Origin of the sequence: Youngiibacter multivorans (assembly GCF_017873395.1) — a bacterium.
GTDB lineage: Bacteria > Bacillota > Clostridia > Clostridiales > Clostridiaceae > Youngiibacter > Youngiibacter multivorans.
This window is the reverse complement of sequence record NZ_JAGGKC010000011.1, coordinates 52,754-78,891: the sequence shown is the minus strand read 5'-3', so window position 1 is coordinate 78,891 and position 26,138 is coordinate 52,754. Positions and strand designations below refer to the sequence as shown.

General features: G+C 46.0%; 36 protein-coding genes. All 36 read left to right on the top strand.

The genetic code is table 11. The features are described 5' to 3' along the window. The first annotated feature begins 102 nt into the window (after positions 1-102). The 36 genes from rpsL to infA all read left to right on the top strand — a co-directional run bounded on the left by rpsL (position 103) and on the right by infA (position 26,129). Positions 103-483, top strand: coding sequence for a 30S ribosomal protein S12 (gene rpsL / locus J2Z34_RS08050; RefSeq protein WP_209459347.1), 381 nt, complete (start codon positions 103-105; stop codon positions 481-483). A gap of 136 nt (positions 484-619) precedes the next feature. Then, positions 620-1,090, top strand: a complete 471-nt coding sequence (rpsG, locus tag J2Z34_RS08045; RefSeq protein WP_209459346.1) for a 30S ribosomal protein S7 — start codon at positions 620-622, stop codon at positions 1,088-1,090. Between the two features lie 74 nt (positions 1,091-1,164). Further along, the gene (gene fusA / locus J2Z34_RS08040; RefSeq protein ID WP_209459345.1) at positions 1,165-3,240 is read left to right on the top strand and encodes an elongation factor G; all 2,076 of its coding nucleotides are present in this window, start codon (positions 1,165-1,167) and stop codon (positions 3,238-3,240) included. A gap of 41 nt (positions 3,241-3,281) precedes the next feature. Continuing rightward, positions 3,282-4,475 (top strand): elongation factor Tu, encoded by a 1,194-nt coding sequence (tuf, locus tag J2Z34_RS08035; RefSeq protein WP_209459344.1) that lies wholly within the window; start codon positions 3,282-3,284, stop codon positions 4,473-4,475. A gap of 224 nt (positions 4,476-4,699) precedes the next feature. After that, the gene (locus tag J2Z34_RS08030) at positions 4,700-6,055 is read left to right on the top strand and encodes a S8 family peptidase (protein ID WP_209459343.1); all 1,356 of its coding nucleotides are present in this window, start codon (positions 4,700-4,702) and stop codon (positions 6,053-6,055) included. A gap of 262 nt (positions 6,056-6,317) precedes the next feature. Next, the gene (locus J2Z34_RS08025; protein ID WP_209459342.1) at positions 6,318-8,015 is read left to right on the top strand and encodes a S8 family serine peptidase; all 1,698 of its coding nucleotides are present in this window, start codon (positions 6,318-6,320) and stop codon (positions 8,013-8,015) included. Between the two features lie 264 nt (positions 8,016-8,279). After that, entirely contained in the window at positions 8,280-8,939 is a 660-nt protein-coding gene (locus J2Z34_RS08020; RefSeq protein ID WP_209459341.1) for an HAD family hydrolase, read from the top strand. Further along, positions 8,927-9,664 carry an MBL fold metallo-hydrolase gene (locus J2Z34_RS08015; RefSeq protein WP_209459340.1) on the top strand — a complete coding sequence of 246 codons (738 nt, stop codon included), beginning with the start codon at positions 8,927-8,929 and terminating at the stop codon, positions 9,662-9,664. The genes J2Z34_RS08020 and J2Z34_RS08015 overlap by 13 nt, the downstream gene beginning before the upstream one ends. Before the next feature lie 168 nt (positions 9,665-9,832). After that, the gene (locus J2Z34_RS08010) at positions 9,833-11,473 is read left to right on the top strand and encodes an ABC transporter ATP-binding protein (protein WP_209459339.1); all 1,641 of its coding nucleotides are present in this window, start codon (positions 9,833-9,835) and stop codon (positions 11,471-11,473) included. Then, a complete protein-coding gene (locus J2Z34_RS08005) occupies positions 11,470-13,119 on the top strand; it encodes an ABC transporter ATP-binding protein (RefSeq protein ID WP_209459338.1) in 1,650 nt (549 codons plus the stop codon). The genes J2Z34_RS08010 and J2Z34_RS08005 overlap by 4 nt, the downstream gene beginning before the upstream one ends. Before the next feature lie 468 nt (positions 13,120-13,587). Next, the gene (gene rpsJ / locus J2Z34_RS08000; protein WP_023388317.1) at positions 13,588-13,896 is read left to right on the top strand and encodes a 30S ribosomal protein S10; all 309 of its coding nucleotides are present in this window, start codon (positions 13,588-13,590) and stop codon (positions 13,894-13,896) included. Positions 13,897-13,976: 80 nt separating this feature from the next. Beyond that, positions 13,977-14,603 carry a 50S ribosomal protein L3 gene (rplC, locus tag J2Z34_RS07995; protein WP_209459337.1) on the top strand — a complete coding sequence of 209 codons (627 nt, stop codon included), beginning with the start codon at positions 13,977-13,979 and terminating at the stop codon, positions 14,601-14,603. 28 nt (positions 14,604-14,631) lie between these two features. Then, entirely contained in the window at positions 14,632-15,252 is a 621-nt protein-coding gene (rplD, locus tag J2Z34_RS07990) for a 50S ribosomal protein L4 (RefSeq protein ID WP_209459336.1), read from the top strand. Next, entirely contained in the window at positions 15,252-15,548 is a 297-nt protein-coding gene (gene rplW, locus J2Z34_RS07985; RefSeq protein ID WP_209459335.1) for a 50S ribosomal protein L23, read from the top strand. Before rplD ends, rplW begins: the two co-directional genes overlap by 1 nt. A gap of 66 nt (positions 15,549-15,614) precedes the next feature. After that, the gene (gene rplB / locus J2Z34_RS07980) at positions 15,615-16,445 is read left to right on the top strand and encodes a 50S ribosomal protein L2 (RefSeq protein ID WP_209459334.1); all 831 of its coding nucleotides are present in this window, start codon (positions 15,615-15,617) and stop codon (positions 16,443-16,445) included. Between the two features lie 81 nt (positions 16,446-16,526). Further along, positions 16,527-16,805, top strand: coding sequence for a 30S ribosomal protein S19 (gene rpsS / locus J2Z34_RS07975; RefSeq protein ID WP_209459333.1), 279 nt, complete (start codon positions 16,527-16,529; stop codon positions 16,803-16,805). A 30-nt stretch (positions 16,806-16,835) separates the two neighbouring features. Further along, on the top strand, positions 16,836-17,171 hold the full coding sequence (rplV, locus tag J2Z34_RS07970; RefSeq protein ID WP_023388323.1) for a 50S ribosomal protein L22: 336 nt from the start codon (positions 16,836-16,838) through the stop codon (positions 17,169-17,171). Between the two features lie 18 nt (positions 17,172-17,189). Beyond that, positions 17,190-17,855: a 30S ribosomal protein S3 gene (rpsC, locus tag J2Z34_RS07965; protein ID WP_209459332.1), complete on the top strand. Its 666-nt coding sequence runs from the start codon at positions 17,190-17,192 to the stop codon at positions 17,853-17,855. A 30-nt stretch (positions 17,856-17,885) separates the two neighbouring features. Then, entirely contained in the window at positions 17,886-18,320 is a 435-nt protein-coding gene (gene rplP, locus J2Z34_RS07960; RefSeq protein ID WP_209459331.1) for a 50S ribosomal protein L16, read from the top strand. Then, positions 18,320-18,532, top strand: coding sequence for a 50S ribosomal protein L29 (rpmC, locus tag J2Z34_RS07955; RefSeq protein ID WP_023388326.1), 213 nt, complete (start codon positions 18,320-18,322; stop codon positions 18,530-18,532). Before rplP ends, rpmC begins: the two co-directional genes overlap by 1 nt. 21 nt (positions 18,533-18,553) lie before the next feature. Further along, positions 18,554-18,808, top strand: a complete 255-nt coding sequence (gene rpsQ, locus J2Z34_RS07950) for a 30S ribosomal protein S17 (protein WP_023388327.1) — start codon at positions 18,554-18,556, stop codon at positions 18,806-18,808. Between the two features lie 23 nt (positions 18,809-18,831). Further along, on the top strand, positions 18,832-19,200 hold the full coding sequence (gene rplN, locus J2Z34_RS07945) for a 50S ribosomal protein L14 (RefSeq protein WP_023388328.1): 369 nt from the start codon (positions 18,832-18,834) through the stop codon (positions 19,198-19,200). Between the two features lie 18 nt (positions 19,201-19,218). Continuing rightward, positions 19,219-19,533, top strand: coding sequence for a 50S ribosomal protein L24 (gene rplX / locus J2Z34_RS07940; RefSeq protein ID WP_209459330.1), 315 nt, complete (start codon positions 19,219-19,221; stop codon positions 19,531-19,533). A gap of 26 nt (positions 19,534-19,559) precedes the next feature. After that, positions 19,560-20,102, top strand: coding sequence for a 50S ribosomal protein L5 (gene rplE, locus J2Z34_RS07935; protein WP_209459329.1), 543 nt, complete (start codon positions 19,560-19,562; stop codon positions 20,100-20,102). Positions 20,103-20,117: 15 nt separating this feature from the next. Next, a complete protein-coding gene (locus J2Z34_RS07930) occupies positions 20,118-20,303 on the top strand; it encodes a type Z 30S ribosomal protein S14 (protein WP_082447616.1) in 186 nt (61 codons plus the stop codon). 29 nt (positions 20,304-20,332) lie between these two features. Then, positions 20,333-20,731, top strand: a complete 399-nt coding sequence (gene rpsH, locus J2Z34_RS07925) for a 30S ribosomal protein S8 (RefSeq protein ID WP_209459328.1) — start codon at positions 20,333-20,335, stop codon at positions 20,729-20,731. A gap of 39 nt (positions 20,732-20,770) precedes the next feature. Further along, positions 20,771-21,313, top strand: a complete 543-nt coding sequence (rplF, locus tag J2Z34_RS07920) for a 50S ribosomal protein L6 (RefSeq protein ID WP_209459327.1) — start codon at positions 20,771-20,773, stop codon at positions 21,311-21,313. Between the two features lie 19 nt (positions 21,314-21,332). Then, positions 21,333-21,692, top strand: coding sequence for a 50S ribosomal protein L18 (rplR, locus tag J2Z34_RS07915; protein ID WP_209459326.1), 360 nt, complete (start codon positions 21,333-21,335; stop codon positions 21,690-21,692). Between the two features lie 17 nt (positions 21,693-21,709). Beyond that, positions 21,710-22,207 (top strand): 30S ribosomal protein S5, encoded by a 498-nt coding sequence (rpsE, locus tag J2Z34_RS07910; RefSeq protein WP_209459325.1) that lies wholly within the window; start codon positions 21,710-21,712, stop codon positions 22,205-22,207. 11 nt (positions 22,208-22,218) lie between these two features. Further along, positions 22,219-22,398 (top strand): 50S ribosomal protein L30, encoded by a 180-nt coding sequence (gene rpmD, locus J2Z34_RS07905; RefSeq protein ID WP_023388335.1) that lies wholly within the window; start codon positions 22,219-22,221, stop codon positions 22,396-22,398. 21 nt (positions 22,399-22,419) lie between these two features. Beyond that, positions 22,420-22,860, top strand: a complete 441-nt coding sequence (gene rplO, locus J2Z34_RS07900) for a 50S ribosomal protein L15 (RefSeq protein WP_209459324.1) — start codon at positions 22,420-22,422, stop codon at positions 22,858-22,860. Between the two features lies 1 nt (position 22,861). After that, the gene (gene secY, locus J2Z34_RS07895; RefSeq protein WP_209459323.1) at positions 22,862-24,139 is read left to right on the top strand and encodes a preprotein translocase subunit SecY; all 1,278 of its coding nucleotides are present in this window, start codon (positions 22,862-22,864) and stop codon (positions 24,137-24,139) included. Between the two features lie 20 nt (positions 24,140-24,159). Beyond that, a complete protein-coding gene (locus J2Z34_RS07890; RefSeq protein ID WP_209459322.1) occupies positions 24,160-24,810 on the top strand; it encodes an adenylate kinase in 651 nt (216 codons plus the stop codon). Then, entirely contained in the window at positions 24,810-25,568 is a 759-nt protein-coding gene (map, locus tag J2Z34_RS07885; RefSeq protein WP_209459321.1) for a type I methionyl aminopeptidase, read from the top strand. The genes J2Z34_RS07890 and map overlap by 1 nt, the downstream gene beginning before the upstream one ends. A gap of 59 nt (positions 25,569-25,627) precedes the next feature. Then, on the top strand, positions 25,628-25,903 hold the full coding sequence (locus tag J2Z34_RS07880) for a KOW domain-containing RNA-binding protein (RefSeq protein WP_209459320.1): 276 nt from the start codon (positions 25,628-25,630) through the stop codon (positions 25,901-25,903). Positions 25,904-25,910: 7 nt separating this feature from the next. Continuing rightward, positions 25,911-26,129 carry a translation initiation factor IF-1 gene (gene infA / locus J2Z34_RS07875; protein WP_209459319.1) on the top strand — a complete coding sequence of 73 codons (219 nt, stop codon included), beginning with the start codon at positions 25,911-25,913 and terminating at the stop codon, positions 26,127-26,129. Positions 26,130-26,138: the final 9 nt, after the last annotated feature.

Below are 26,138 nucleotides of genomic sequence, written 5' to 3'. Positions count from 1 at the left end.
CCAAAGCACCGGCCATATCCCACGAAGCCCGTAAAAGGGTGTTGCTAAGGTATCTATTAACCCATATAGATATGTTTCATAAAGACACACGGAGGTGAAAAAATGCCAACTATTAACCAGCTAGTAAGGAAGGGCAGAGAGACAGCAGTCTATAAGACTAATTCTCCAGCTCTAAAGGAGTCCCCTCAGAAAAGAGGAGTCTGCACAGTAGTCAAGACAACTACTCCTAAGAAGCCAAACTCAGCGCTCAGAAAGATCGCCAGGGTAAGACTTGTTAACGGATATGAGGTTACAGCCTATATCGGTGGAGTAGGACACAACCTTCAGGAGCACAGCGTTGTTCTCATAAGGGGTGGAAGAGTCAAGGACCTTCCTGGTGTAAGGTACCACATTGTCAGAGGAGCACTCGACAGCGCAGGTGTCACAGGCAGGCTGCAGTCAAGATCCAAGTATGGTGCTAAGAGGCCTAAGGTCAAGAAGTAGCATCAGTCAGTGCTGTGTTTTTATGAATCAGATGGGAAAGATTTTTCATTCAGATATATATAAAAATAGAGCGCTTTGCGGTATAGCATACCGAGTACCGATGAATTAATCGATAATTGTTAAGGAGGGAAGAAAAGTGCCAAGGAAAGGTTTTATTGCAAAAAGAGATGTACTGCCTGATCCGGTTTACAATTCGAAAGTAGTTACAAAGCTCATCAACAACGTCATGGACGATGGTAAGAAGGGCGTGGCTCAGACGATAGTATACGGAGCATTCGAAATAATCCAGGCAAAGACAGGAAACGACCCAGTTTCCGTATTCGAGGCAGCGATGACAAATGTAATGCCGCTTCTCGAAGTAAAGTCCAGGAGAATAGGCGGATCCAACTATCAGGTTCCAATAGAGGTCAGGCCGGAAAGAAGGCAGACTCTAGGACTCAGATGGCTGCTTCTTGCTGTTGACAAGAGATCTGAGAAGTACGCAAGAGAGAGATTGGCTGGAGAGCTGATGGATGCTGCGAACAACACAGGAACTGCTGTCAAGAAGAGAGAAGACACACACAGGATGGCGGAAGCTAACAAGGCGTTCGCTCACTACAGATACTAATATCCGCAAGAAACTGTTTTGGCGTATAAGCTGGGACAGTTTCCTGTAATTTAACAACGAGAGGAGGAGTCCGTGTGGCAAGACAGTTCCCTTTGGAGAAATTCCGTAATATAGGGATAATGGCACATATTGACGCTGGAAAGACAACTACGACTGAGCGTATTCTTTTCTATACAGGAAAGACACATAAGATCGGAGAAACCCACGAGGGTGAGTCTCAGATGGACTGGATGGCTCAGGAGAAAGAAAGAGGAATAACCATTACTTCAGCTGCTACTCAGGCAGAGTGGAATGGACATATCATAAATATCATCGACACTCCAGGCCACGTAGACTTCACTGTAGAAGTTGAGAGATCCCTAAGGGTCCTCGACGGAGCGGTGACAGTACTCGATGCCAAGTCAGGCGTTGAGCCCCAGACAGAAACAGTTTGGAGACAGGCCGACAAGTACGGCGTTCCAAGAGTCGTTTATGTAAACAAGATGGACGCCACCGGCGCCAACTTCTTCAATTGCATAAAGACTATGAAGGACAGGCTCAGAGCCAACGTCGTTCCAATACAGATTCCAATAGGCGAGGAGGGAGGCTTCAAGGGTCTCGTAGACCTCGTTACCATGGAAGGAATCGTACATCTTGACGACCTCGGAAAAGAGATCGAAAAGGGACCGATCCCTGCAAACCTTGTAGACCAGGCTAATGAATACAGGACAATCCTCATAGAGGCTGTTGCTGATCTTGATGAAGAACTTACAATGAAGTACCTCGAAGGTGAAGAATTCACTGTTGAGGAAATCAAGTCAGCTCTCAGAAAGGGCGTAATTGCAAACAAGATCGTTCCTGTAATCTGCGGATCCTCATACAAGAACAAGGGAGTACAGGAAATGATTGACGCGGTAGTTGACTACCTGCCGTCACCAGTTGACATCCCTCCTGTCGTAGGTACCAACCTCGATGGAGAAGAAGAGGAAAGACCGGCATCAGACGATGCTCCGATGTCTGCTCTTGCATTCAAGATAGCTACTGACCCGTTCGTAGGAAAGCTTGCTTTCACAAGAATATATTCAGGTGTCATGACTTCAGGTTCCTATGTCATCAACACGACAAAGGGCGGCAAGAAGGAAAGAATCGGAAGACTTGTGAAGATGCACGCCAACCACAGGCAGGAGATCACTGAGCTCAGAGCTGGAGATATCGGCGCAGTTGTCGGACTCAAGGATACCACTACAGGAGATACTCTTTCAGTTGATACTGATCCTATCATCCTTGAGACAATGGTATTCCCGGAGCCGGTCATAAACGTCGCTATCGAACCAAATACCAAGGCTGCCCAGGAGAAGATGGGACTCGCGCTTGCGAAGCTTGCCGAAGAGGACCCGACTTTCAAGACATGGACAGACCACGAGACAGGTCAGGTGATCATAGCGGGAATGGGTGAACTCCATCTCGAAATCATCGTCGACAGACTCCAGAGAGAATTCAAGGTTGAGTGTACAGTCGGTGCGCCACAGGTTGCATACAAGGAGACTATCAGAAAGCAGGTTACTGCTGAAGGTAAGTTCGTAAGGCAGTCTGGCGGACGCGGACAGTATGGACACGCTATAATAGAAATGATCCCTAACGAAGGCGAATACATATTTGAGAACGCTGTCGTAGGTGGAACAATTCCAAGAGAGTACATACCTGCAGTTGACCAGGGTATCAGGGAAGCCTGCAAGTCTGGTGTCGTAGCCGGATTCCCGGTTCTTAACTTCAAGGTAAGGCTCATCGAAGGATCCTACCACGATGTCGACTCATCAGAAATGGCCTTCAAGATAGCCGGATCCATGGCGTTCAAGAATGCTATGGCAAAGGCAGACCCTGCGATACTCGAGCCTATAATGAAGGTCGAGGTCACAGTTCCTGAAGAGTACATGGGAGACGTCATAGGTGACCTCAACTCAAGGAGAGGAAGGATCGAAGGCATGGACGACAGGGCAGGAGCCAAGGTTGTCAGAGCTCACGTTCCACTTTCCGACATGTTCGGATATTCAACTACCTTAAGGTCAAAGACACAGGGTAGAGGAGTATACGCCATGGAGTTCGATCACTACGATTATGTTCCTAAGAACATCCAGGAGCAGATCGCAGGCAAGAGAAACGCAGATAAATAGTTCGTGATATAAATTCAATTATCAAGGAGGATCAACAAAGAATGGCAAAAGCAAAATTCGAGAGAAACAAGCCTCATGTAAATATCGGAACCATAGGTCACGTCGACCACGGCAAGACCACCCTTACAGCGGCAATAACGACAGTACTGTCAAAGAAGGGATTTGCACAGGCAACAAAGTATGACGAGATAGACAAGGCACCAGAGGAAAAGGAAAGAGGAATCACAATCAACACGGCACACGTTGAGTATGAGACCGACAACAGGCACTATGCGCATGTTGACTGCCCAGGCCATGCTGACTATGTCAAGAACATGATCACAGGAGCTGCACAGATGGACGGAGCGATCCTAGTCGTATCAGCAGCAGACGGCCCGATGCCACAGACAAGGGAGCACATACTCCTTGCGTCAAGAGTTGGAGTTAACTACATAGTAGTATTCCTCAACAAGGCAGACATGGTAGATGACGCAGAGCTTCTTGAGCTTGTAGAGATGGAAGTAAGAGAGCTGCTTGACGAGTACGATTTCCCTGGCGATGACACACCGATCATAGCAGGATCAGCACTCAAGGCACTTGAGAACCCAGATGATCCAGTAGCAACAAAGTGCATCAATGACCTCATGGATGCAGTAGACAGCTACATACCTACACCGGTAAGAAACGTAGAGAAGCCATTCCTTATGCCTGTAGAGGACGTATTCACGATCACAGGAAGAGGAACCGTTGCAACAGGAAGAGTTGAGAGCGGAATACTCAAGGTAGGCGACGAAGTTGAGATAGTAGGACTTTCAGAGGAGAAGAAGAAGACCGTCTGCACAGGCGTGGAGATGTTCAGAAAGCTTCTTGATTCCGCACAGGCAGGCGACAACATAGGAGCACTGCTTAGAGGAGTACAGAGATCTGAAATCGAAAGAGGCCAGGTTCTTGCAAAGCCAGGAACAGTAAAGCCACACACAAAGTTCGTAGGACAGGTATACGTACTTAAGAAAGAAGAAGGCGGAAGGCATACACCGTTCTTTGACGGATACAGGCCACAGTTCTACTTCAGAACCACAGACGTAACAGGAAGCATAAAGCTGCCTGACGGAATGGAAATGGTAATGCCTGGAGACCACATCGACATGAATGTTGAGCTGATCACACCGATCGCAATGGATGAGGGACTCAGGTTTGCTATAAGGGAAGGCGGAAGGACCGTAGGTTCAGGCGTCGTTACCACAATAAAGGCATAAGAGATTCTTTACAGCCGCAGCTAGATAGCTGCGGCTGTTTCTATGTAAAGAAAACATAACAATATTTATTGGATATATTGTGCAGAAATATCAGAAAACTGGTTGCTTCGTGGAAGTTTGGGAAGTAAAATGAAGGAAATGGCTATGGATGCGGATTTCAGCGCATTATCCGTTGCCATGTTTCGTTTTGCATTGCTTTGATCTCAAATGTCAGGAGGAACAACATGAAGAGAACCGCCAGATTCGTCAGTCTGCTCGTTGTCACCGCGCTTTTAGCTTCTTCAACTACTATGGTTTTTGCAAAGGACCTGAAAGTAATCGAAAGAGATGCTTCGTCCAGACCTGCATATGTAGAAGGCGAGCTGATAGTAAGGTACGCTGGCAAAGCTACCATTTTCGACAAGGTCAAGGTCAGGGAGAAGAACTCACTTCAAAAAATAAAGGACCTTCCATCCAATATGGAGCTCGTCAGGCTGCCAGCAGGTCTCACAACATCAAAGGCAAAGGACAAGCTTACATTTGATCCTGATATCCTTTCAGTACAGCCTAATTTTCTTTATTATCCGGATGCAGTGATTTCAAATGATCCGTATGCCGGAATCGAGTGGGGACTTGACAACCAGGGTCAGGAAATCCTGGGGATAGCCGGAACACCAGATATTGATATCGATGCTCCTGAAGCATGGAAGCTCATGCCGGCATCGCCTGATGAAGTAATAGTTGCTGTAATTGATACTGGAGTTGACATTGATCATCCTGACCTTCAAGGAAGCATATGGATGAATGAAGCAGAAGTCAACGGACTGAAGAACTACGATGACGATGGAAACGGCTATATTGATGACTTCAACGGCTGGAACTTCTTCCAAAGAGACAATGATGTTTTCACTAACGCCAAAGCAGACGGTCATGGAACCCATGTCTCAGGAACCATCGCTGCCCAGACCAACAACGGTATCGGAGTTGCCGGAGTAGCTCAGAATGTTAAGATCATGGTGCTTAAGTTCATCGGCATCAACGGCGGATCTACAGCTGATGCAATACTTGCAGTCAAGTATGCAAAGGACAATGGCGCAGATGTCGCGAATAATTCCTGGGGAGGCGGAGGATACGACCAGGCTCTAAAGGATGCCATCGAGGACTTCGGCAAGCCATTTATAGCTGCAGCGGGGAACGAAGCTGCAGACAATGACCTGGATGCACACTATCCTTCATCCTATACCAGCAGCAACATAATTTCAGTGGCATCAGTTGACAACACCGGACTAATGTCAAGCTTCTCGAATTATGGTAAGACCTCAGTAGATGTGGCGGCTCCCGGCGGATATATAGCCAGTACTTATCCTGATTCATCCTACGCATGGATGAGCGGAACCTCAATGGCTGCTCCTCACGTATCAGGTGTTGTTGCTCTCATGCTGGGTGCAAAGCCTGGTCTTTCAGCATCGCAGGTAAAGGAAATAGTTTTGAAGTCAGCAACAAGCAATAAGCTCTCATCACTTGCAGGCAAGATACTGACTGGTGGAATGGTCAATGCTGAAGAGGCAGTAAAGCTTGCCCTGAGAGTAAGAGTCAAGTAAGATGATCGGTTTGTACACAATAACTGAATTAAATTCATAAAAGCGAATATTGAATAAAGATCAGGGGAATATTCCAAAACAGCCTGTAAAAGGTGCGTTTGAGGGTTATTCCCTTTAATTTTGTCATAATATGATGAAAAATATAAATGAGGGAATAGTCTGACAACTATTGAATCAGCTTGATTGCGAGAATAGAATTAAGTAAAAGGGAAGTAAATTCCGCTGCACAATTGAAGAATTCCAACAAGAGGGGGAACTCAGGATGAAAGGAAGAAGTAAAATACTCATAACCTCACTCATAACCGCCTTATTCATAACTACTTCCGTAATCGCAGCCGCATCAGATATCAAGTCGCTGCCATTTTCAGATTCAAGCGGGAAGCCGCAGTATGTGGAGGGAGAACTCCTGGTGACATACATCGGTACTAGCAGCATCTTCGATAAAGTGAAGGTAAGGGAAAAGCATGAATTGACAAAGGTCAGGGACCTGCCGCTTAAGGACACTGAGCTCGTTAAGTTGCCTAAAGGGCTTACGGTAGCTCAGGCAAAGGCAAAGGTTGCGTTTGACCCGATGATAAAGTACGTGCAGCCGAACTTCCTCTACTATCCGACTGTAGATGTAAACCCTGATGATGATCCACATTACGGAATATTATGGGGGCTGAACAATACAGGGCAACTAATTGGCAGTGTATCAGGTGTAGTTGATGTGGATATCGATGCTCCTGAGGCGTGGAATTATCTGAATGGTAGTACTCTGGATGAAGTTGTTGTGGCTGTAATAGATACTGGAGTTGATACCAGTCATCCGGATCTACAAGGGAAAATGTGGGTGAATACGAAAGAAGTTCCTGGTGATGGAAAAGATAATGACGGCAATGGGTATGTTGATGACATAAATGGTTGGAATTTCGTTAATAATTCCCCTGATGTTTTCGTTGATATTGAAGAAGACGGTCACGCTACACATGTTTCAGGAACTATAGCAGCAGTAGACAATACGATCGGAGTAATAGGTATAGCACCTAATGTTAAGATCATGTCGCTAAAGTTCCTGGGAGCAGATGGAGGAACCACGGCAGATGCGATTGACGCCATCAATTATGCTAAACTCATGGGAGCTGATTTGTCCAATAATTCATGGGGTGGCGGTTCATACGACGCAACACTCAGGACTGCCATCAATGAATTTGCAAAGCCATTCATAGTTGCAGCAGGGAACAGCAAGAGGAATATCGACAGGGTCGCAAGCTACCCGGCATCTTATGACTGTGCGAACATAATATCTGTTGCAGCAGTGGACAACAAGGGAGCTCTTGCATCATTCTCAAATTATGGCTTGACCGGTGTTGATGTAGGGGCACCTGGTGTGAATATTGGAAGCACTTACCCTGATAATGATTATGTATATATGAGTGGTACGTCAATGGCTGCGCCTCATGTAACAGGAGTTACGGCACTGGTGATGGGAGCTAACGGAACACTTAATACTGCTGCAGTGAAGGATATCATCATGAAGTCAGCCATAGCAAATCCTCTTCTGTCACTTGCAGGGAAAACTGTGACAGGTGGAATGATAAATGCAATGAAGGCACTTGAGCTTGCTGGCGGAACTATTGTAGATCCTCCTCCAGTTGGTGATACTGTGGCTCCATATGTCGTATCATCCGTACCTTCTGATGGGGCAAAGAACTTCAAGAAGGCAAATAATCTTGTTGTGACCTTCAGTGAGGGAATAACAATACTGGATCTAACAAGAATAAGCCTTGTGGTAACCAATTCCTCAGTGCCAGTTGCAATTACTCCATCAACTGATGTGACAAAGCTTGTTATAGATCCTATAGCGACTTTGTTGTCATACACGAAGTATACTCTGACAGTCAGTTCAGGTGCTGTGAAAGATGCAGCAGGAAACTTTAATGTAGAAACCTGGCAAGTATCGTTTACTACCGGGAAATAGCATAAATGAGCGACAGGCAGGGAGCAGTTCAGCTCCCTGTCTTTTCGCTCATCTGATCATTTTAAGCTCATTTAGACTTGGCTTAGAATGATATCTAAACAGGTAAACTGAAGTTCGGGATAAAACTGGACAGTCGGGTGGTTCCTGTTAAAATATCAGGCTGATCACTAAGCCTCATTAAGTAAGGTCAAATGTTGGAAACACGAGGTATTGCCTTATGGTACAATAAGCTGAATGAAAGAAATTAGGTCAGGAGCGGGATATATGGACAAGCTTGTAATATTCGATATGGACGGACTTATGGTGGATACTGAGACAGTATCATTCAGAGCATGGCATGAGGTCATGAAGGAAATAGGGGTTGATTTCACCAGAAGGGAATTTGACTTCACGCTAGGCAAGAACAACAGGGATATTGCAGTAATTATAAAGGGCATATACGGAGAAGATGTACCGGTGGATGAACTGTTCATCAAGAAAATCAACCTTGCTCAGAGGATGATAGAGGAGAAGTTGGACCCTATGCCGGGACTGTTCGAGCTGTTCGATTATCTTGATAAGAATGGCTACGGGAAGGTTGTAGCGACATCGTCGCACAGGAAGAGGGCTGAATTCATCGTGGAAAAGCTTGGCCTTAAGGACAGGATCGATGGAATGGTGACAGGTGACCAGATCAGCAAGGGAAAGCCTGATCCGGAAATATTCCTGAAGGCCGCAGAAATTGCAGGAGCAAAAAATGAGAACTCGATAGTCCTTGAGGATTCAAGGTCAGGGCTCCAGGGTGCGATAAGTGCAGGCATGAGGTGCATATTCGTTCCTGATTTTACAGAACCAGATGAAGAGATAGTCAATACTGCCTTCAGAATCGTACAAAGCCTTGCTGAGGTTCCGGCTGTATTGGAGGAAGCGTCATGGATGCATTGAAGAGACTTACAGAAAGAATTTGGTATACAGATGCTGACGAGAGGACTGACAGGCCTGTTTTGGGATATGTTTCAGGGGACCAGGCATCACTCATGGTAGATGCAGGAAACTCCAGGAAACATGCTGCAATTCTTACAGATGGAGTCCTTGTGAAGGGATTGACTTATCCGAAGTATGTGGCTATAACCCACTGGCACTGGGACCATTGCTACGGATTATGCGGAATCGATGCGGTTTCTGTTGCAAGCCTGGAAACCAATCTCAAGCTAATTGAGATGTCGGAATGGGAATGGACCGACAGGGCTATGTCAAGGAGGATAGAGACAGGTGAAGATATACTTTTCTGCGATGAGAACATAAGAAAGGAATATCCAGATCGCTCAATGATTGATGTAACGACTGCCGACATTGTATTTGACGGATTACTTCAGATCGACCTCGGGGGAGTTACGTGCATTCTGATGAAGCTCCCGAACTCCCATTCTGAGGACAGCGTAATAGTCTATATACCAGAGGAGAAGGTGGTGTTCCTCGGTGACATAACCTCAGAGGATTTCCACAACGGTACGGGCAGCCACCACAGGGAAAAACTAGGTATGCTAATTGAGGCACTTGAATGGATGGATTTTGAAATCGCGCTGCATGGGCATGACGAGCCCAGGTCTAAGGAGTATGTGATTGATTATCTCCGGGAGGACCTTGAGCTCCTGGGGGAATTTCTTTAACGACAGGGAAACCTGTCTTTTTTTGTTGCTCCAGATTAAAATCTCATGAATTGAGTGACATTGCAGGATATATGAGTACAATAGAAATTGAATTGTAATCATTTTCGGTACTGTTTCTGATATCATGCATGTTGTGACAGGCAAAAGCATCAATGCGAGGTTAGACTGATGAAAGAGATACTGCTAAGGAACAAGAAGGCATTCATAATATACGTGCTGGCATCCACACTGTTTGTTGAGGATGTCATAGTCAGCAATATCATTTTTTCCAATCTGGTGGGGCTGGTCCAGACCAAGGACATTGGAAGGTTTTATCTGCTTATAGGTCTTATGGTTGGTCAGACTGTTCTGGGCCAGCTTCTCTTTGTATTCTCCAGGTTCAAGAGGATAGGATTCATGAAGGATACCATCCTCTATGTCAGGAATACAGCATTCGATACAATAATCACTAAATCCTACAGGTCCTTCAACAGGAAGCTTAGGAGCGAGTATATATCTAACCTTGTCAATGACATCAACAATTTCGAGAACGGCTTCTTCTATTCGATACTGAACATTATCTTCTTCATGACGACATACTTGGTGGCGTTCCTCATACTTCTTGTAATGGATTGGAAGCTCGCACTCATTATGCTTGCATTGTCCATAGCTGTATATTGGATCAACAGGCTGTTCCAGAAAAAGACTGTAGCTATGCAGGCTGAGGTACAGAAGAGCAGCGAGCAGTTCACGGTAAGCGTCTCTAACACATTTTCAGGTCTTGAGATACTGAAGCTTAACAGGATCGAGGACAGGTTCCTTCATAACACCATGAGGGAGGTGGACAGCGTCGAGAAGAAGAAGTTCAGGTTCGCAGTGTTCACATACTGGCAGAGAAAGTTCTCGTTCCTGATAGGAACCATTGTATTCATTCTGCTTCTCGTATATGTGCTTTCATTCATGATGGAAGGCGCTGACCTTGCGAGGATATTCTTTACTGTAACCATAGCCAATTCCATGATCTGGCCTATAACTGAGGCGATGCCTTTATTGAACGAGGCGGAATCCCATGCGAAGGTCGTTGAAAGGATACTCGCAAGGGATGAAGAGGAAGGGACTACTGGTACTCAGATCTTCCAGTTCCAGAATGCAATTGAAGCGAAAAGATTGTCTTTTTCCTATGGAGACAGGATGATACTGAAGGATGCATCGTTTAAGATTGTAAAAGGCAGGAAGTATCTGGTAAAGGGTGCAAGCGGGTCAGGCAAGTCAACGCTGATGAACCTTCTGTCCAAGGTGGCGGAGCCGTCAGAAGGACAGGTACTTGTAGATGGTGCCGAGCTTGCTGAGATATCTGAGAAGAGCTTCAATGAAAAGGCAAGCTTCGTTTATCAGGACGTATTCCTTTTTGAGGATACAATAAGGAACAATATAGCTCTCTATAAGCCATATACTGAAGAAGAGATAATGGAGGCAGTAAAGGGAGCCGGTCTAGAGTCGTTCATCTCATCAAAGCTAAATGGTCTTGATGAGGTAATTGAGGAGAACGGCAAGAATATCTCAGGAGGAGAGAGGCAAAGGATATCCATAGCAAGAGCCATAATAAGGAAACCTGATATACTTTTCGCCGATGAGATAACATCGGCACTGGATGAAACTCTTGGCCGTCTTGTTGAGGATACCATGCTTTCGCTTGACACAACTGTTATCGCAGTATCGCATAGGTTCTATCCGGGGGTTACGGAGAAGTATGACCATGTCATTGAGATTGTGAACGGGAAGGTCAAGGAAATGACAACTCAAGAGTTCCTGGCGGGGGTGGAGTCATGAAGAAGTCATACCTTAAGGCTTTACCGCTCATGGTCATTGCACTGCTGTCCGGAATAGCGACAGCAGTAGTCGAGGGATTTCTGAATCTGCATATCAAGGACATAATCGACATTGCCTTTTACAAGAGCGGGGAAGGCTTCATGAAAGAAGTGATGGTAATCTCAATCCTGGCCGTCGGGGTTCTTGTTACCAATACGATTCTGTCTGTACTTAAGGGCTTTTACAGAAGGGACGCGAACCTCAGGCTTAAGATGGATTATCTTCAGAGGGTGTTCAGGAAGAACATCAACGAATTCAACAACGAGAGCAGCGCGAGGTACGTATCCAACATAACCAATGACATGAATACTATAGATACCAATTTCATAGATGCTCTGTTCGAGCTTTCACTTGCATTCGCCTCATTCTTCGTATTTGCCATAATCATCGCAGGAGTAAGCGGACGGATACTCTTCCTAATCATCGGCCTGACGGTGTTCATGGGCGTGCTCTCAAGTATTGTCTCAAAACCGCTGAAAAAGCTGTTCGGTGAACGAAGCAAGCTTTATGAGGCGTATACCACATATACCAGCGAGGTGCTTAATGCATTCAGGATTGTGAGAGCTAATAACCTGTATGAGAAGGTCACCGAGGACTTCGGGAAGAGGTCAAGAAGGCTGCAGGAAAAGAGCTTTCAGATAGACAAGTACTCAACATACATATATGCATTCCAAAACGGGACCATGAACCTGGTGTTCATGGGAATCATCGCAACCTCAGTATATTACGCCATAAAAGGCGAAATCACTTTGGGTGGAGTAATACTTATCGTGAACAATTCAGAGAGGATGATGAGACCGCTTCAGATGGCAGGGGAGCTATATCCTAAGATAATCTCATCAAAGCCTCTTTTCCGGTCAATTGAGGAATCACTGAAAAACAGCAGTGAAAGTCCTGAAACTGACAAAATCGATGCATTCAATGGAACAATAGACATTGTTAAGGCAAGCTTCGCCTATGGTGAAAATGAAGTTTTCAATGAACTTGACCTTACATTCAGAAAGGGAGGGAAGTACCTTGTTGTCGGTCCCAGCGGAGGAGGCAAGTCAACTCTCCTGAGGCTTCTCAGGAAGTACTTCTATGTGGATGGCGGCGACATACTTGTGGATGGAATCAAGCTTAAGGCAATACACAAGGACAGCTGGTTCAGGCGTATTGCAAATGTCGAGCAGAGGATATTCATATTTGACGATACCCTTAGAAACAACCTGACACTTTATCGTGAGGCAGAGGCTGATGATATTGAGTCTGCTGCAAGGGCTGCCGGACTTTCGGATTTCGTGGCGAATCTTCCGGAAGGCCTTGACACTGTGCTTGAAGACAACGGGAGAAACATTTCTGGCGGAGAGAAGAGCAGGATAGCACTTGCAAGGGCTTTGCTCTCAAGGTCTGACATACTGCTGCTGGATGAAGCTTTTGCGAGCCTCGACTATAACACAGCGAGGGATATCGAGAGGACTATCCTTATGATAGAGGACCTGACAGTTATTAACGTCAGCCATGTGGTAATAGATGAGAACAAGTCACTTTATGACGACATCATAAGGGTTTCGGGTAAAGGAGCCACATCGGTTTTGGAAAAGGCTGGAATTGTATCCTTACCGTAATGATGCAAATCTGAGGCATGTGAAAAATATCCCTGCAGGAAATGCAGGGATATTTTTCCGTATCAATATGAAAGGTCGGCATATTTTGCGGAACAGATCAGTAAACAGGAGAAAACAGGTGCTGAAATAAATAAATTAAAATTTTGTTGCATGGACAAATATTTTTTTGTACAATAGAAAAGATGCGCCATAGGATATTTTTTATGAAATAGCCATAATTCATAAAAATTCTATTGAATCCTAAATCGTAATGTCATATAATGTTATGGTTAAGGCGAACAGCGATGATTCAAGAGGTTGCTGGACTTTACAGGTTATTCTTGATGAGCATGTCCGGGTCGAGAACCTGGGCGATGGTATCGTCATGTCTTAAGGTGCGCCATGATTGCATGAAACGCCTGGAAGAGTGTATGGATACCAGCTGTTGTGCGTTAGAAGTATATCGTACAAGACAAAGGAGGTAAAAAAATGGCAAAGCAGAAGATCAGAATCAGACTCAAGGCATTTGATCACAGCGTACTCGACCAGTCGGCCGAGAGGATTGTGGAGACTGCAAAGAACACAGGAGCCAAGGTAGTCGGACCAGTTCCCCTTCCTACGGAGAAGGAGATCATCACAATACTCAGGGCAGTACACAAGTACAAGGATTCCAGAGAGCAGTTTGAGCTCAGGACCCACAAGAGACTCATCGACATCGTCAATCCTTCACCGAAGACAGTTGACGCTCTCATGAGACTTGACCTGCCGGCAGGAGTCGACATCGAGATAAAGCTGTAGGAATGGTTTGTAGATGACTCTATGGACTGTTATGACCGCACAAGTTGTTGCGATCCGCTAATTAGTTTGGAGGTAAGAAAATGAAGAAAGCGATCATCGGTAAGAAGATCGGAATGACCCAGATATTCGACGAGAATGGAAAAGTCGTTCCAGTAACTGTCATTGAAGCGCTCCCCAATGTGGTAGTGCAGGTTAAGACAGTTGAAAAGGAAGGCTATGCTGCAGTGCAGGTAGGCTTCGGAGAAATAAGGGAGAAGCTCGTGAACAAGCCAAGACAGGGCCAGTTCAAGAAGGCAGGAGTGCCGGTAAAGAGACTTCTTAAAGAGCTTAGGCTCGATAACAGCTCATTGGAAGTTGGTTCCGAAATAAAGGTTGACACTTTCGTCGCAGGCGAAAAGGTTGATGTATCCGGTCTTTCAAAGGGTAAGGGATTCGCAGGCGTAATCAAGAAATGGAACTTCCACAGAGGACCTGAGACACACGGTTCAAAGTTCCACAGAGCCGTTGGCTCCATGGGTGCGTCATCGTCACCGTCCAGGACCTTCAAGAACAAGAAGATGCCAGGACACATGGGACATGTCAATACGACTGTTCTAAATCTTGAGGTTGTCAAGGTTATGCCCGAGAAGAACGTTATTCTGATAAAGGGCGGCGTGCCAGGACCAAACAAGGGCGTCGTTGTAATCAGAAATAGCGTCAAGGCATAAGGATCTTTAGGAGAAAGGAGGATACATGATGCCTACAGTAGGATTATTCAATATGGAAGGTAACAAGGTTGGAGAACTCGCTCTAAATGAGTCAGTATTCAACGTTGAGGTAAACACAGCAGTTCTTCACCAGGTAGTCGTTGCACAGCTCGCCAACAAGAGGCAGGGCACACAGTCATCGAAGACCAGGGCAGAAGTAAGGGGCGGCGGAAGAAAGCCGTGGAGACAGAAGGGAACAGGAAGAGCAAGGCAGGGTTCAACAAGGGCTCCGCAGTGGGTTAAGGGTGGAGTAGTATTTGCCCCTAAGCCAAGAGATTACAGGATGTCACTTCCTAAGAGCATGAGAAGAGTAGCGATGAAGTCAGCCCTCACAGTTAAGGTGCAGGACAACAACATCGTAGTTCTCGAGAGCCTGGCTCTTGATGCTCCAAAGACAAAGACCATAGTCAAGATGCTTGGAGCTTTCGAAGCAAAGAAAGCACTGATAATAACTCTTGAATCCAACATGAATGTTTATAAGTCCACAAGAAACATCGAAGGTGTTTCAGTGATACCTGTAAACAATATAAACGTCTATGACCTTCTCAAGTACGAGAAGCTCATAATCACAAAGGATGCAGTATCCAAGATTGAGGAGGTGTACGCATAATGAAACTCGAAGCTTATGACATAATCAGAAAGCCGGTAATAACCGAAAAGTCAATGGCAGCAATGGGAGAAAAGAAGTACACCTTCATAGTCCATCCGCTTGCCAACAAGGTCCAGATAAAGAGGGCCATTGAGGAAGTATTCGGTGTCGAAGTTGCAGAAGTCAGGACCATCAAGTCACTTGGAAAGGTGAAGAGGGTCGGAGTTCACGTAGGTAAGAGGGCTGACACAAAGAAAGCCATCGTCACACTCACCGAATCAAGCAAGACCATAGAGTTCTTCGACAACATGAACTAAGACCTATGGTCCCATATTGGCCGGAGATTTTCGGCCAGATAAGTTAAACAAGGAGGATAATCACAAATGGCAATTAAGGGTTACAAACCTACCACCCCTTCAAGAAGACACATGACCGTGAGCACTTTTGAAGAGATCACGACCAACGTGCCCCAGAAATCCCTTCTCGAACCGAAGAAGAGATCTGGAGGAAGGAACGCTCAGGGTAAGATAACTGTAAGACACCACGGTGGTGGAGCTAAGCAGAATTACAGAATAATCGACTTCAAGAGAAGCAAGGACGGAGTCAAGGGAAGGGTCGCAACTATCGAGTACGATCCGAACAGGTCCGCTTATATCGCTCTTGTAGTTTATCTTGACGGAGACAAGAGATACATCATCGCTCCTCAGGGTATAAAGGTTGGAGATGCAATCGAGTCCGGAGTAAATGCCGACATCAAGATCGGTAATGCACTTCCGCTCAAGAACATTCCAGTCGGTACCGTGATCCACAACATCGAGCTTGCTGCCGGCAAGGGAGCACAGATGGTAAGGTCAGCTGGTACTTCCGCTCAGCTTATGGCTAAGGAAGGAAACTATGCTACACTGAGACTCCCATCGGGAGAAATGAGATATGTAAGGATCGAGTGCAGGGCTACAATCGGTACTGTATCGAATTCCACACATGGAATCATAAACCTCGGTAAGGCAGGAAGAACAAGGCATCTTGGAATCAGACCTACAGTCAGAGGTTCTGTCATGAACCCTGTAGACCATCCGCACGGTGGTGGAGAAGGAAAGTCCCCGATAGGAAGACCTGCTCCGCTTACTCCATGGGGCAAGCCTGCTCTTGGATACAAGACCAGGAAGCACAAGAAGTATTCCGACAGACTTATCATAAAGGGCAGGACAAAGTAGGAATAACGGCCTCTTCCCTTCCGGGAAGAGCCCCATTATCCTGTTTGATCCAGACAATTCTCGAAGGGAGGATAACAAATAGTGAGTAGATCAATCAAAAAGGGACCTTTCGTAGCAGAAAGCCTTATGAAGAAGATAGTAGACATGAACAAGGCCGGTGAAAAGAAGGTTGTAAAGACCTGGTCGAGAAGTTCAACAATATTCCCGGAGATGATCGGGCATACGATAGCTGTCCACGACGGAAGAAAGCACGTACCGGTTTACATATCAGAGGACATGGTTGGACACAAGCTTGGCGAGTTCGCGCTTACCAGAACCTACAGGGGTCATGTCAGCGAGAAGAAGTCAAAGGTTAGATAATCAAAGAGGTTATCGAAAGGAGGATCATCAATGGAAGCTAGAGCCATAGCAAAATATGTCAGAATGTCACCGATGAAGATTGGAATAGTTCTTGACATAATCAGAGGAAAGAATGTAACAGAAGCACTTGCAGTGCTTGAATATACTCCAAAGGACGCCGCTGAAGTGGTTTCAAAGGTTCTTAAGTCTGCAGTAGCAAACGCTGAGAACAACATGGACCTTTCAAGGGACAACCTGTTTGTTTCAGAGGCCTTCGCAGGACCCGGCCCATCACTAAAGAGATTCAGGCCCCATGCACAGGGCAGGGCGTTCAGGATTCTCAAGAGGACCACACACGTTACAGTGGTTGTCAAGGAAAGAGCTTAGTAGAAGGAGGAAAGAATAGTGGGACAGAAAGTTAATCCACACGGTCTCAGGGTCGGCGTGATAAAAGACTGGAATGCAAGATGGTATGCTGACAAGAAGACATTTGCAGACAACCTTGTTGAAGACCAGGCAATAAGAAAGTTCGTCAAGGCTAGACTTTTCAATGCCGGAATATCCAGTGTTGAGATAGAAAGAGCAGCCAAGAGAGTAAAGCTCAACATCCACACTGCAAAGCCGGGAGTAATCATCGGCAGGGGTGGTTCAGGTATTGAAGCGCTCAAGAAGGAAATGCAGCCGCTCGTCAAGGATAAGACACTCCTTCTCAACATCGTTGAGGTAAGGAACACTGACCAGGACGCACAGCTTATGGCTGAGAACATAGCAGCACAGCTCGAGAAGAGGATATCCTTCAGAAGAGCCATGAAGCAGACCATACAGAGAGCCATGAGAGTAGGCGCAAAGGGTGTCAAGACCATGTGTGCCGGAAGACTTGGCGGAGCAGAAATCGCAAGAAGCGAGACTTACCATGAAGGAACGATTCCGCTACAGACACTTAGAGCGGATATACAGTACGGATTTGCAGAAGCCAACACTACCTATGGAAAAATAGGTGTTAAGGTATGGGTCTATAAAGGCGAAGTTCTCCCAACCAAGAAAGTTAAGGCAGTAGAGAAGAACGCATAGTCAATAGACGAAGAAAGGAGGAATTTCGACATGTTAATGCCTAAGAGAGTAAAACATCGTAAGGTGCAGAGAGGCAGGATGAAGGGAAAGGCTACCAGAGGTAACTTCCTTGCATATGGAGATTTTGGAATTCAGGCTACAGAATGCGGATGGATAACTTCCAACCAGATAGAGGCAGCCAGAATAGCAATAAACAGATACATAAAGAGGGGCGGACAGCTCTGGATAAAGATATTCCCTGACAAGCCTGTAACAGCTAAACCAGCTGAGACAAGAATGGGTTCCGGTAAGGGAGCTGTTGATCACTGGGTAGCAGTAGTAAAGCCAGGCAGAGTACTGTTTGAGCTTTCAGGAGTAGACGAAGAAAGAGCCAGAGAAGCTATGAGACTTGCTTGTCACAAGCTTCCGATATCGGCAAAGTTCGTCACTAAGAAAGATTTTGAAGAAATGGGTGGTGAAGAATAATGAAGGCTAGAGACCTGAATAATCTTAGAACCTCTGGTTCGGCAGATCTAGTTGAGAAGCTTCATGATCTTAAGGAGGAACTGTTCAACTTAAGATTCCAGCTTGCTACAGGGCAGCTAGAGAACCCAATGAGAATCAAGGAAGTAAAGAAATCCATCGCCCAGATCAAAACAATCATCCGTGAAGAAGAGATAAAGGCGATACAGCAGTAATCAGTGAAAGGAGGCCAATCCGTGGAACGTAACAATAGAAAGACCAGAATCGGAGTAGTTGTATCTGATAAGATGGACAAGACAATCGTGGTTGCTGTTGCAACTAAGATCAGACATCCGCTTTATGGTAAGACTGTCAATGTAACTACTAAGTTCAAGGCTCACGACGAAAACAATGAAGCGGGCATGAACGATAAGGTCCTCATTATGGAAACAAGGCCATTGTCCAAGGACAAAAGATGGAGACTTGTGGAGATAGTTGAGAAAGCCAAGTAATAGAACCTGAAAGGAGGATAATCATGATACAGCAGCAGAGCATCCTGAGGGTCGCTGACAATTCAGGTGCGAAAGAAATCATGTGTATAAGAGTGCTGGGCGGATCCAAGAGGAAATATGCCCATGTAGGAGATATAATAGTTGCTAGCGTCAAGAATGCAACACCAGGCGGAGTTGTTAAAAAGGGTGACGTAGTAAAGGCCGTTGTAGTCAGGACAGTCAACTCTGTCAGAAGACCGGACGGATCCTATATCAGATTCGACGAGAACGCAGCGGTAATTATAAAGGACGACAAGAACCCCAAGGGTACCCGTATTTTCGGGCCAGTAGCCAGAGAGCTGAGGGATAAGGAATTCTCCAAGATCCTATCGCTGGCGCCTGAAGTTCTTTAAGAAGGAGAGGTGGCAGAAATGAAGGTACATGTTAGAAAGAATGACAAAGTAATGGTGATTTCCGGCAAGGACAAAGGCAAGATAAGCGAAGTCCTCTCGGTTATGCCCAAGGTAGGCAAGGTCCTGGTGAAGGACGTGAACATGGTGTCAAAGCACAAGAAGCCAAGCAAGACAAACATGCAGGGCGGAATAATAAGCACAGAGGCACCGATAAACAGCTCCAAAGTGATGCTGTATTGCGAAAAGTGCAAGTCCGTGACCAGGATCTCCAGGAAAATAATGGAAGATGGATCCAAGGTAAGAGTCTGCAAGCATTGCAACGCAGTATTATAAGATAGAAGAAAGGAGGACTCATGGATATGGTTCCAAGATTACAGGAAAAGTACTTGAATGAAGTAGTACCAGCTATGATGGAGAAGTTCTCTTACAAGAACGTAATGGAAGTTCCAAGGCTGGAAAAGATAGTCATCAACATGGGCGTTGGAGAAGCAAAAGACAACGCTAAGATACTTGAAGCGGCAGTTGCCGAGCTTACACTTATCGCTGGACAGAAGCCTATAATTACAAGGGCTAGAAAGTCAGTTGCGAACTTCAAGATAAGAGAGAACATGCCAATAGGATGCAAGGTTACTCTTAGAAAGCTGCACATGTTCCAGTTTGCTGACAAGCTGATGAACGTAGCGCTTCCAAGAGTTAGGGACTTCAGAGGAGTCTCAGACAAGTCCTTTGACGGCAGGGGCAACTACTCCCTTGGAATAAAGGAGCAGCTCATATTCCCCGAGATTGAGTACGACAAGATAGATGCAATCAGAGGCATGGACATCGTATTCGTTACAACCGCGAAGACAGACGAGGAAGCAAGAGAACTCTTGAGATTCCTTGGCATGCCTTTCGTTCAGTAAAGAGGAGGGAATAAAGTGGCACGTAAGGCTATTTTGGAAAAGTGGAGCAAAGAACCTAAATATTCGACACAGGCTTACACCAGATGCAGGCTGTGCGGAAGACCGCATTCAGTACTCAAGAAGTACGGAATATGCAGAATATGTTTTAGAAACCTAGCATACAAGGGCGAGATCCCCGGCGTAAGAAAAGCAAGCTGGTAATCTCAAGTAATTGAAAGGAGGCACAAATAATGGTTATGACTGATCCTATCGCAGATTTGCTCACCAGAGTAAGGAACGCAAATTCTGCAAGACATGAGGTCGTTGAAGTCCCCTCTTCCAAGGTGAAGAAGGCGGTTGCTAATATACTGCTCGAAGAAGGATACGTTAAGGGCATCGAGGAATTTAGCGATGGAGTTGTTCCGATGATGAGAATCGCTCTTAAGTACGGAGCCAACAAGGAAAGGGTTATCACTGGTCTCAAAAGGATATCGAAGCCAGGACTCAGAGTGTACTGCAAAGCTGACGAAGTTCCAAAAGTATTGAACGGACTCGGAGTAGCAATAGTATCCACTTCAAAGGGCATGGTTGCCGACAGAGAGGCAAGGAAACTCGGATTAGGCGGAGAGGTCATCTGCTACATCTGGTAAGAATAGCTGATGGATTTCCAAAAAACAGGAGGTTAAGAAATGTCAAGAATTGGTAGAATGCCAATAGCCATACCTGCTGGAGTATCCTTTGATGTGACACCGGATAATGTTGTTACTGTAAAGGGACCTAAAGGCGAGCTGGTAAAGGCTATGCATAAGAATATAACACTTAAGCTTGAAGACGGTAATGTACTTGTTACAAGACCAAACGACGACAAGCAGAACAGAGCACTCCACGGACTCGTAAGAGCACTTGTGAACAACATGGTTGTCGGAGTATCCGCTGGATTCACTAAGACTCTGGAACTCGTAGGAGTTGGATACAGAGCAACTCTGCAGGGCAAGAAGCTCGTGCTCGCACTCGGATATTCACATCCGGTAGAGATAGAGCCTGCAGAAGGCATCACCTTCGAACTTCCAACTCAGACCAAGATAATAATCAGGGGAACTGACAAGGAACTCGTAGGAGACACCGCTGCCGACATAAGGAAGTGGAGAAAGCCTGAGCCGTATAAAGGCAAGGGAATCAAGTTTGAAGGCGAAGTCGTAAGACGTAAGGTCGGTAAGACTGGTAAGAAGTAATAGAAAGGAGTGAGACTTAATGTTCAATAAAGGTGACAAGAAAGCGTCAAGAGTAAGACGTCACATAAGAGTTCGAACAAAGATCAGCGGTACTACTGAGAGACCAAGACTCTCTGTTTACAGAAGCGAAAAGAACATATATGCCCAGATCATCGATGATGTACAGGGAGTAACACTTGTTTCCGCTTCATCAGTCGAGAAGGACTTCGACGGAGCAGGAAGCAATCTTGAGGCAGCCAAGAAGGTCGGCGAAGCCGTAGCCAAGAAGGCACTTGAGAAGGGAATAAAGTCAGTCGTTTTCGACAGGGGCGGCTACATATACCACGGAAGGGTCCAGACTCTGGCCGAGGCAGCAAGAGAAGCCGGACTTGATTTCTAAGAAGGAGGAAATAAATAGTGAGAATAGATCCCAGCACACTGGACCTTAAAGAGAAAGTAGTCAACATTGGCAGAGTCACAAAGGTCGTCAAGGGTGGTAGAAATTTCAGGTTTGCAGCACTTGTGGTTGTAGGCGATGAGAATGGTCATGTCGGAGTCGGCATGGGCAAGTCCATAGAAATTCCGGAAGCCATCAGAAAAGGCATCGAGAATGCCAAGAAGAACCTTGTGCATGTTGAGATAAAGGGAACCACAGTTCCTCATTCGACAAGAGGCATGTTCGGAACCGGTCAGGTTCTTATAATGCCAGCTGAAGAAGGAACAGGAGTACTTGCAGGCGGACCAGCGAGAGCAGTCCTCGAGCTTGCAGGAATCAAGGACGTCAGAGCCAAGTCACTTGGATCAAACAATCCAAGCAACATGGTAAAGGCAACCATCAACGGACTTGCCAGCCTTAGGTCTGCAGAGCAGATAGCTAAGCTGAGAGGCAAGACTGTAGAAGAAATATTAGGATAGGAGGGATCATCGTGGCAACATTGAAGGTAACGCTTAAGAAAAGCCTCATCGCGAGGAAGAAAGACCACATTGCTACTGCCAAGGCCCTCGGATTGTCCAAGATTGGCAAGACAGTAGAGCATAACGACACTCCTCAGGTTAGGGGAATGATCAAGAAAATAGAATATCTTCTCAGCGTGGAAGAAGCATAATAAAGAGGAGGTGCAAACTAAATGAAACTTCATGAGTTGAAGCCAGCGGCTGGCAGCAGGAAGGCTCCTAAGAGAGTCGGAAGAGGTACTGGATCAGGCCTCGGAAAGCAGGCCGGCAAAGGTATGAAAGGCCAGAAGTCAAGGTCAGGCGGAGGAGTCAGACCAGGATTCGAAGGAGGCCAGATGCCTCTTTATAGAAGAATCCCAAAGAGAGGATTCACTAACATATTCGCTAAGGAGTATGTAGAGGTAAATGTGGACAGGCTCAATATATTTGAGAATGGCGCAGAAATCACAGAAGAAGTTCTTCTCAAGAGAGGCGTAGTATCAAAGATCGTTGACGGAGTTAAGATTCTCGGAAACGGTACGCTTGAAAAGTCACTTACAGTCAAGGCTACAAAGTTCTCTAAATCAGCGATGGAAAAGATAGAAGCTGCCGGAGGAAAAGTTGAGGTGATTTAGCATGCTGCAAACCCTTAAGAATGCCTGGAAGATCAAGGACCTGAGAAAGAAGATACTTTTCACGGCGTTCGTGGTATTCATATTCAGGATGGGACACTTCATACCGGTACCTAATATCAATGCGGATGCACTGAAAAGTCTCGCAAACTCCCAGACTCTTATCGGGTTCTATGACCTGATATCAGGAGGAGCCTTCGGAAACTTCAGCATATTCGCAATGGGTGTAGTCCCGTACATCAATGCATCCATCATAATGCAGCTTATGACTGTCATTATTCCCTATCTGGAGCAGCTTTCGAAAGAAGGCCAGGACGGAAGGGCAAAGATACAGAACATAACAAGGTATGCGGCTATAGCAATCGGTGCGGTACAGGCTTATGGAACTTATGTCATAATATACAATGCAGGGGCAGTCGAAAAGGATACACCGCTCAACACGGTGCTTATCATAATGACTCTTATCGCATCCTCGACCTTCCTCATGTGGCTGGGTGACCAGATCACTGAAAAGGGAATAGGAAGCGGTGTCTCAGTACTGATATTCGTGAACATATTATCCAGATTCCCAACCCTGATGTATCAGGTATATGCGCTCTATACGGGCAAAAACATCGACATAGTCATGCTTGCGCTCTTTGTTATTGTAGTGGCTCTCATGTTCGTCGGTGTGACTGGTTTCTCACTCGGTGAGAGGAGAATACCTGTACAGTATGCCGGAAGAGTAGTAGGGACAAAGCAGTACAAAGGCCAGTCCACACATATACCTGTAGGGATAAGCAGCTCAGCGGTAATTTCGATAATATTCGCGATGTCCGTAATGCAGTTTCCTGCAACCCTCGCCCAGTTCTTCCCGAACGTGGCATGGATAAAGTGGCTGACAGAAGGTGCTTATAGCCCATTCAAGACAAATACGATAATTTACGCACTGATTTACGCGGTGCTTGTGCTGTTCTTCTCCTGGTTCTACACGAACATAACGTTCAAACCGGATGAGATGGCTGAGAACATGGCAAAATCAGGCGGATACGTGGCAGGCATTAGGCCTGGTGTGGCAACTGCCAAATACCTGGAGAGGATACTTGACAGGGTTTCAATAGTTGGCGGAATATTCGCTGCAGCCATAGCTATATTCCCAATAGTCCTTGAAGGCTATACTTCGTTCAAGGGTCTCGCCTTCGGAGGAACAATGCTGTTCATCATGATTGGCGTGGCAATGGACACAATGAAGCAGCTTGAATCACAGCTTGTGATGAGGCATTATCAAGGATTTCTTAAATAAGAATATTGGAGATGAAGCCCGTGAAGATTATATTGTTAGGTCCCCCTGGAGCAGGCAAAGGCACGCAGGCGCAGTCCATAAGCAAAAGGTTCCAGATACCGCATATTTCCACAGGAGATATATTCAGGAAGAACATCGCTGACGGAACGGAACTTGGCACCCTTGCAAAAGGGTACATGGACAAAGGCTTGCTTGTGCCGGACGAGGTTACCATCAGAATGGTCAAAGGAAGGCTCAGTGAGCCCGACTGCGAAACCGGCTACCTGCTTGATGGATTCCCGAGAACCGTATTCCAGGCTGACGAGCTCGGTAAGATGCTTGCAGCCGATGGCGAAGCCGTAGATACGGCATTGCTTATACAGGTACCCAGAGATTTCATAATCGACAGGATGACAGGAAGAAGGGTTTGTCCGTCATGCGGAGCAACCTACCACCTTGTCTACAACCCGCCGATGGCAAAGGGTGTCTGTGACGTATGCGGAACAAAGGTCATACAAAGGAAGGACGACTCCATTGATACAGTAGTGGACAGACTTGATATTTATGACAGGCAGACGGAGCCGCTCATAGAGTACTACCTGGCAAAGGGAATACTCAGGGTGGTTGATGGAACACAGGCAATACCTGTGGTCTTCGAAAGCATAGTAAAGCTACTTGGGAGCAAGGAATAATGATAATAATTAAGAACCGGATCGAACTGGACCTGATGAAGAAGGCCGGACAGCTCACAGGGATGACCCTGGAGATGATCGCCGAGCATATCAGGCCGGGGATATCCACACAGGAGCTTGATGCACTGTGTGAGGAATTTATAACTAGGCACGGAGCTAAACCATCTTTCAAGAATTATCACGGATTTACAGGATCCATATGCGCTTCTGTGAATGATGTGGTGATTCACGGCATACCAAACCGGAAGAACATACTGAAGGAAGGGGACATCATCAGCGTTGACGTCGGAGCGTTTCTTAACGGATTCCACGGAGACGCCGCAAGGACCTTTCCGGTAGGAGATGTTTCAGAGGAGGCAAGGAAGCTCATAAGGGTGACCGAAGAAAGCTTCTTCAAGGGAATGGAACATGCCTATGAAGGCAGGAGGCTTGGGGACATATCCCATGCCATACAGAAGCATGTGGAGGATAACGGATTTTCAGTGGTAAGGGATTTTACCGGCCACGGGATCGGAAGGAATCTGCATGAAGACCCTCAGATACCGAATTACGGAAAAGAGGGCAGGGGACCCAGGCTAGACAAAGGCATGGTGCTTGCCATCGAACCTATGGTAAATGTTGGCAGGTACAATGTAAGGATCTTAGACGACAACTGGACTACGGTTACAGAAGACGGAAAGCTTTCTGCTCACTATGAGAACACCGTGGCCATTACAGATGGCGAACCCGAGATCCTGACACTGATGCGGGGCATTTGAGAAAATGCTGCTTAGTTATGGATTTTGATTTATAGCTATGGCAATCAAGAGGTGAGTTTGTGGAAGACAATGGAATGAAGGGATGCCTGGTGCTTTCCAGAAAAGGCAGAGACCTAGGAAAGTACTATGTAGTATTCGAAGATACCGACCGGTATTTCGTCACTCTGGTGGATGGAAACAAGCATTCTTTTGACAACCCTAAGAGAAAGAACAAAAAGCATCTTTTTGTTGCAGCTGGAGCAGAAGAATGGACGATTGAAGGCCTCAGGGCAGGAGATCAGGAGTGCATGGTAAAAATTGCGAAGCTCATAGGGCTTCAGGCTAAGGAGGTATAAGTACCTTATGTCAAAAGAAGATGTTATAGAAATGCAGGGCACCGTCAAGGAATCACTTCCGAACGCGATGTTTGAAGTTGAACTTGAAAGTGGACACACAATTCTTGCTCATCTGTCAGGAAAGTTGAGAATGAATTTCATAAGGATTCTACCAGGCGACAAGGTGACTATTGAACTGTCACCATACGATCTCACAAGAGGACGTATCACCTGGAGAGCCAAGTAATAAAGGAGG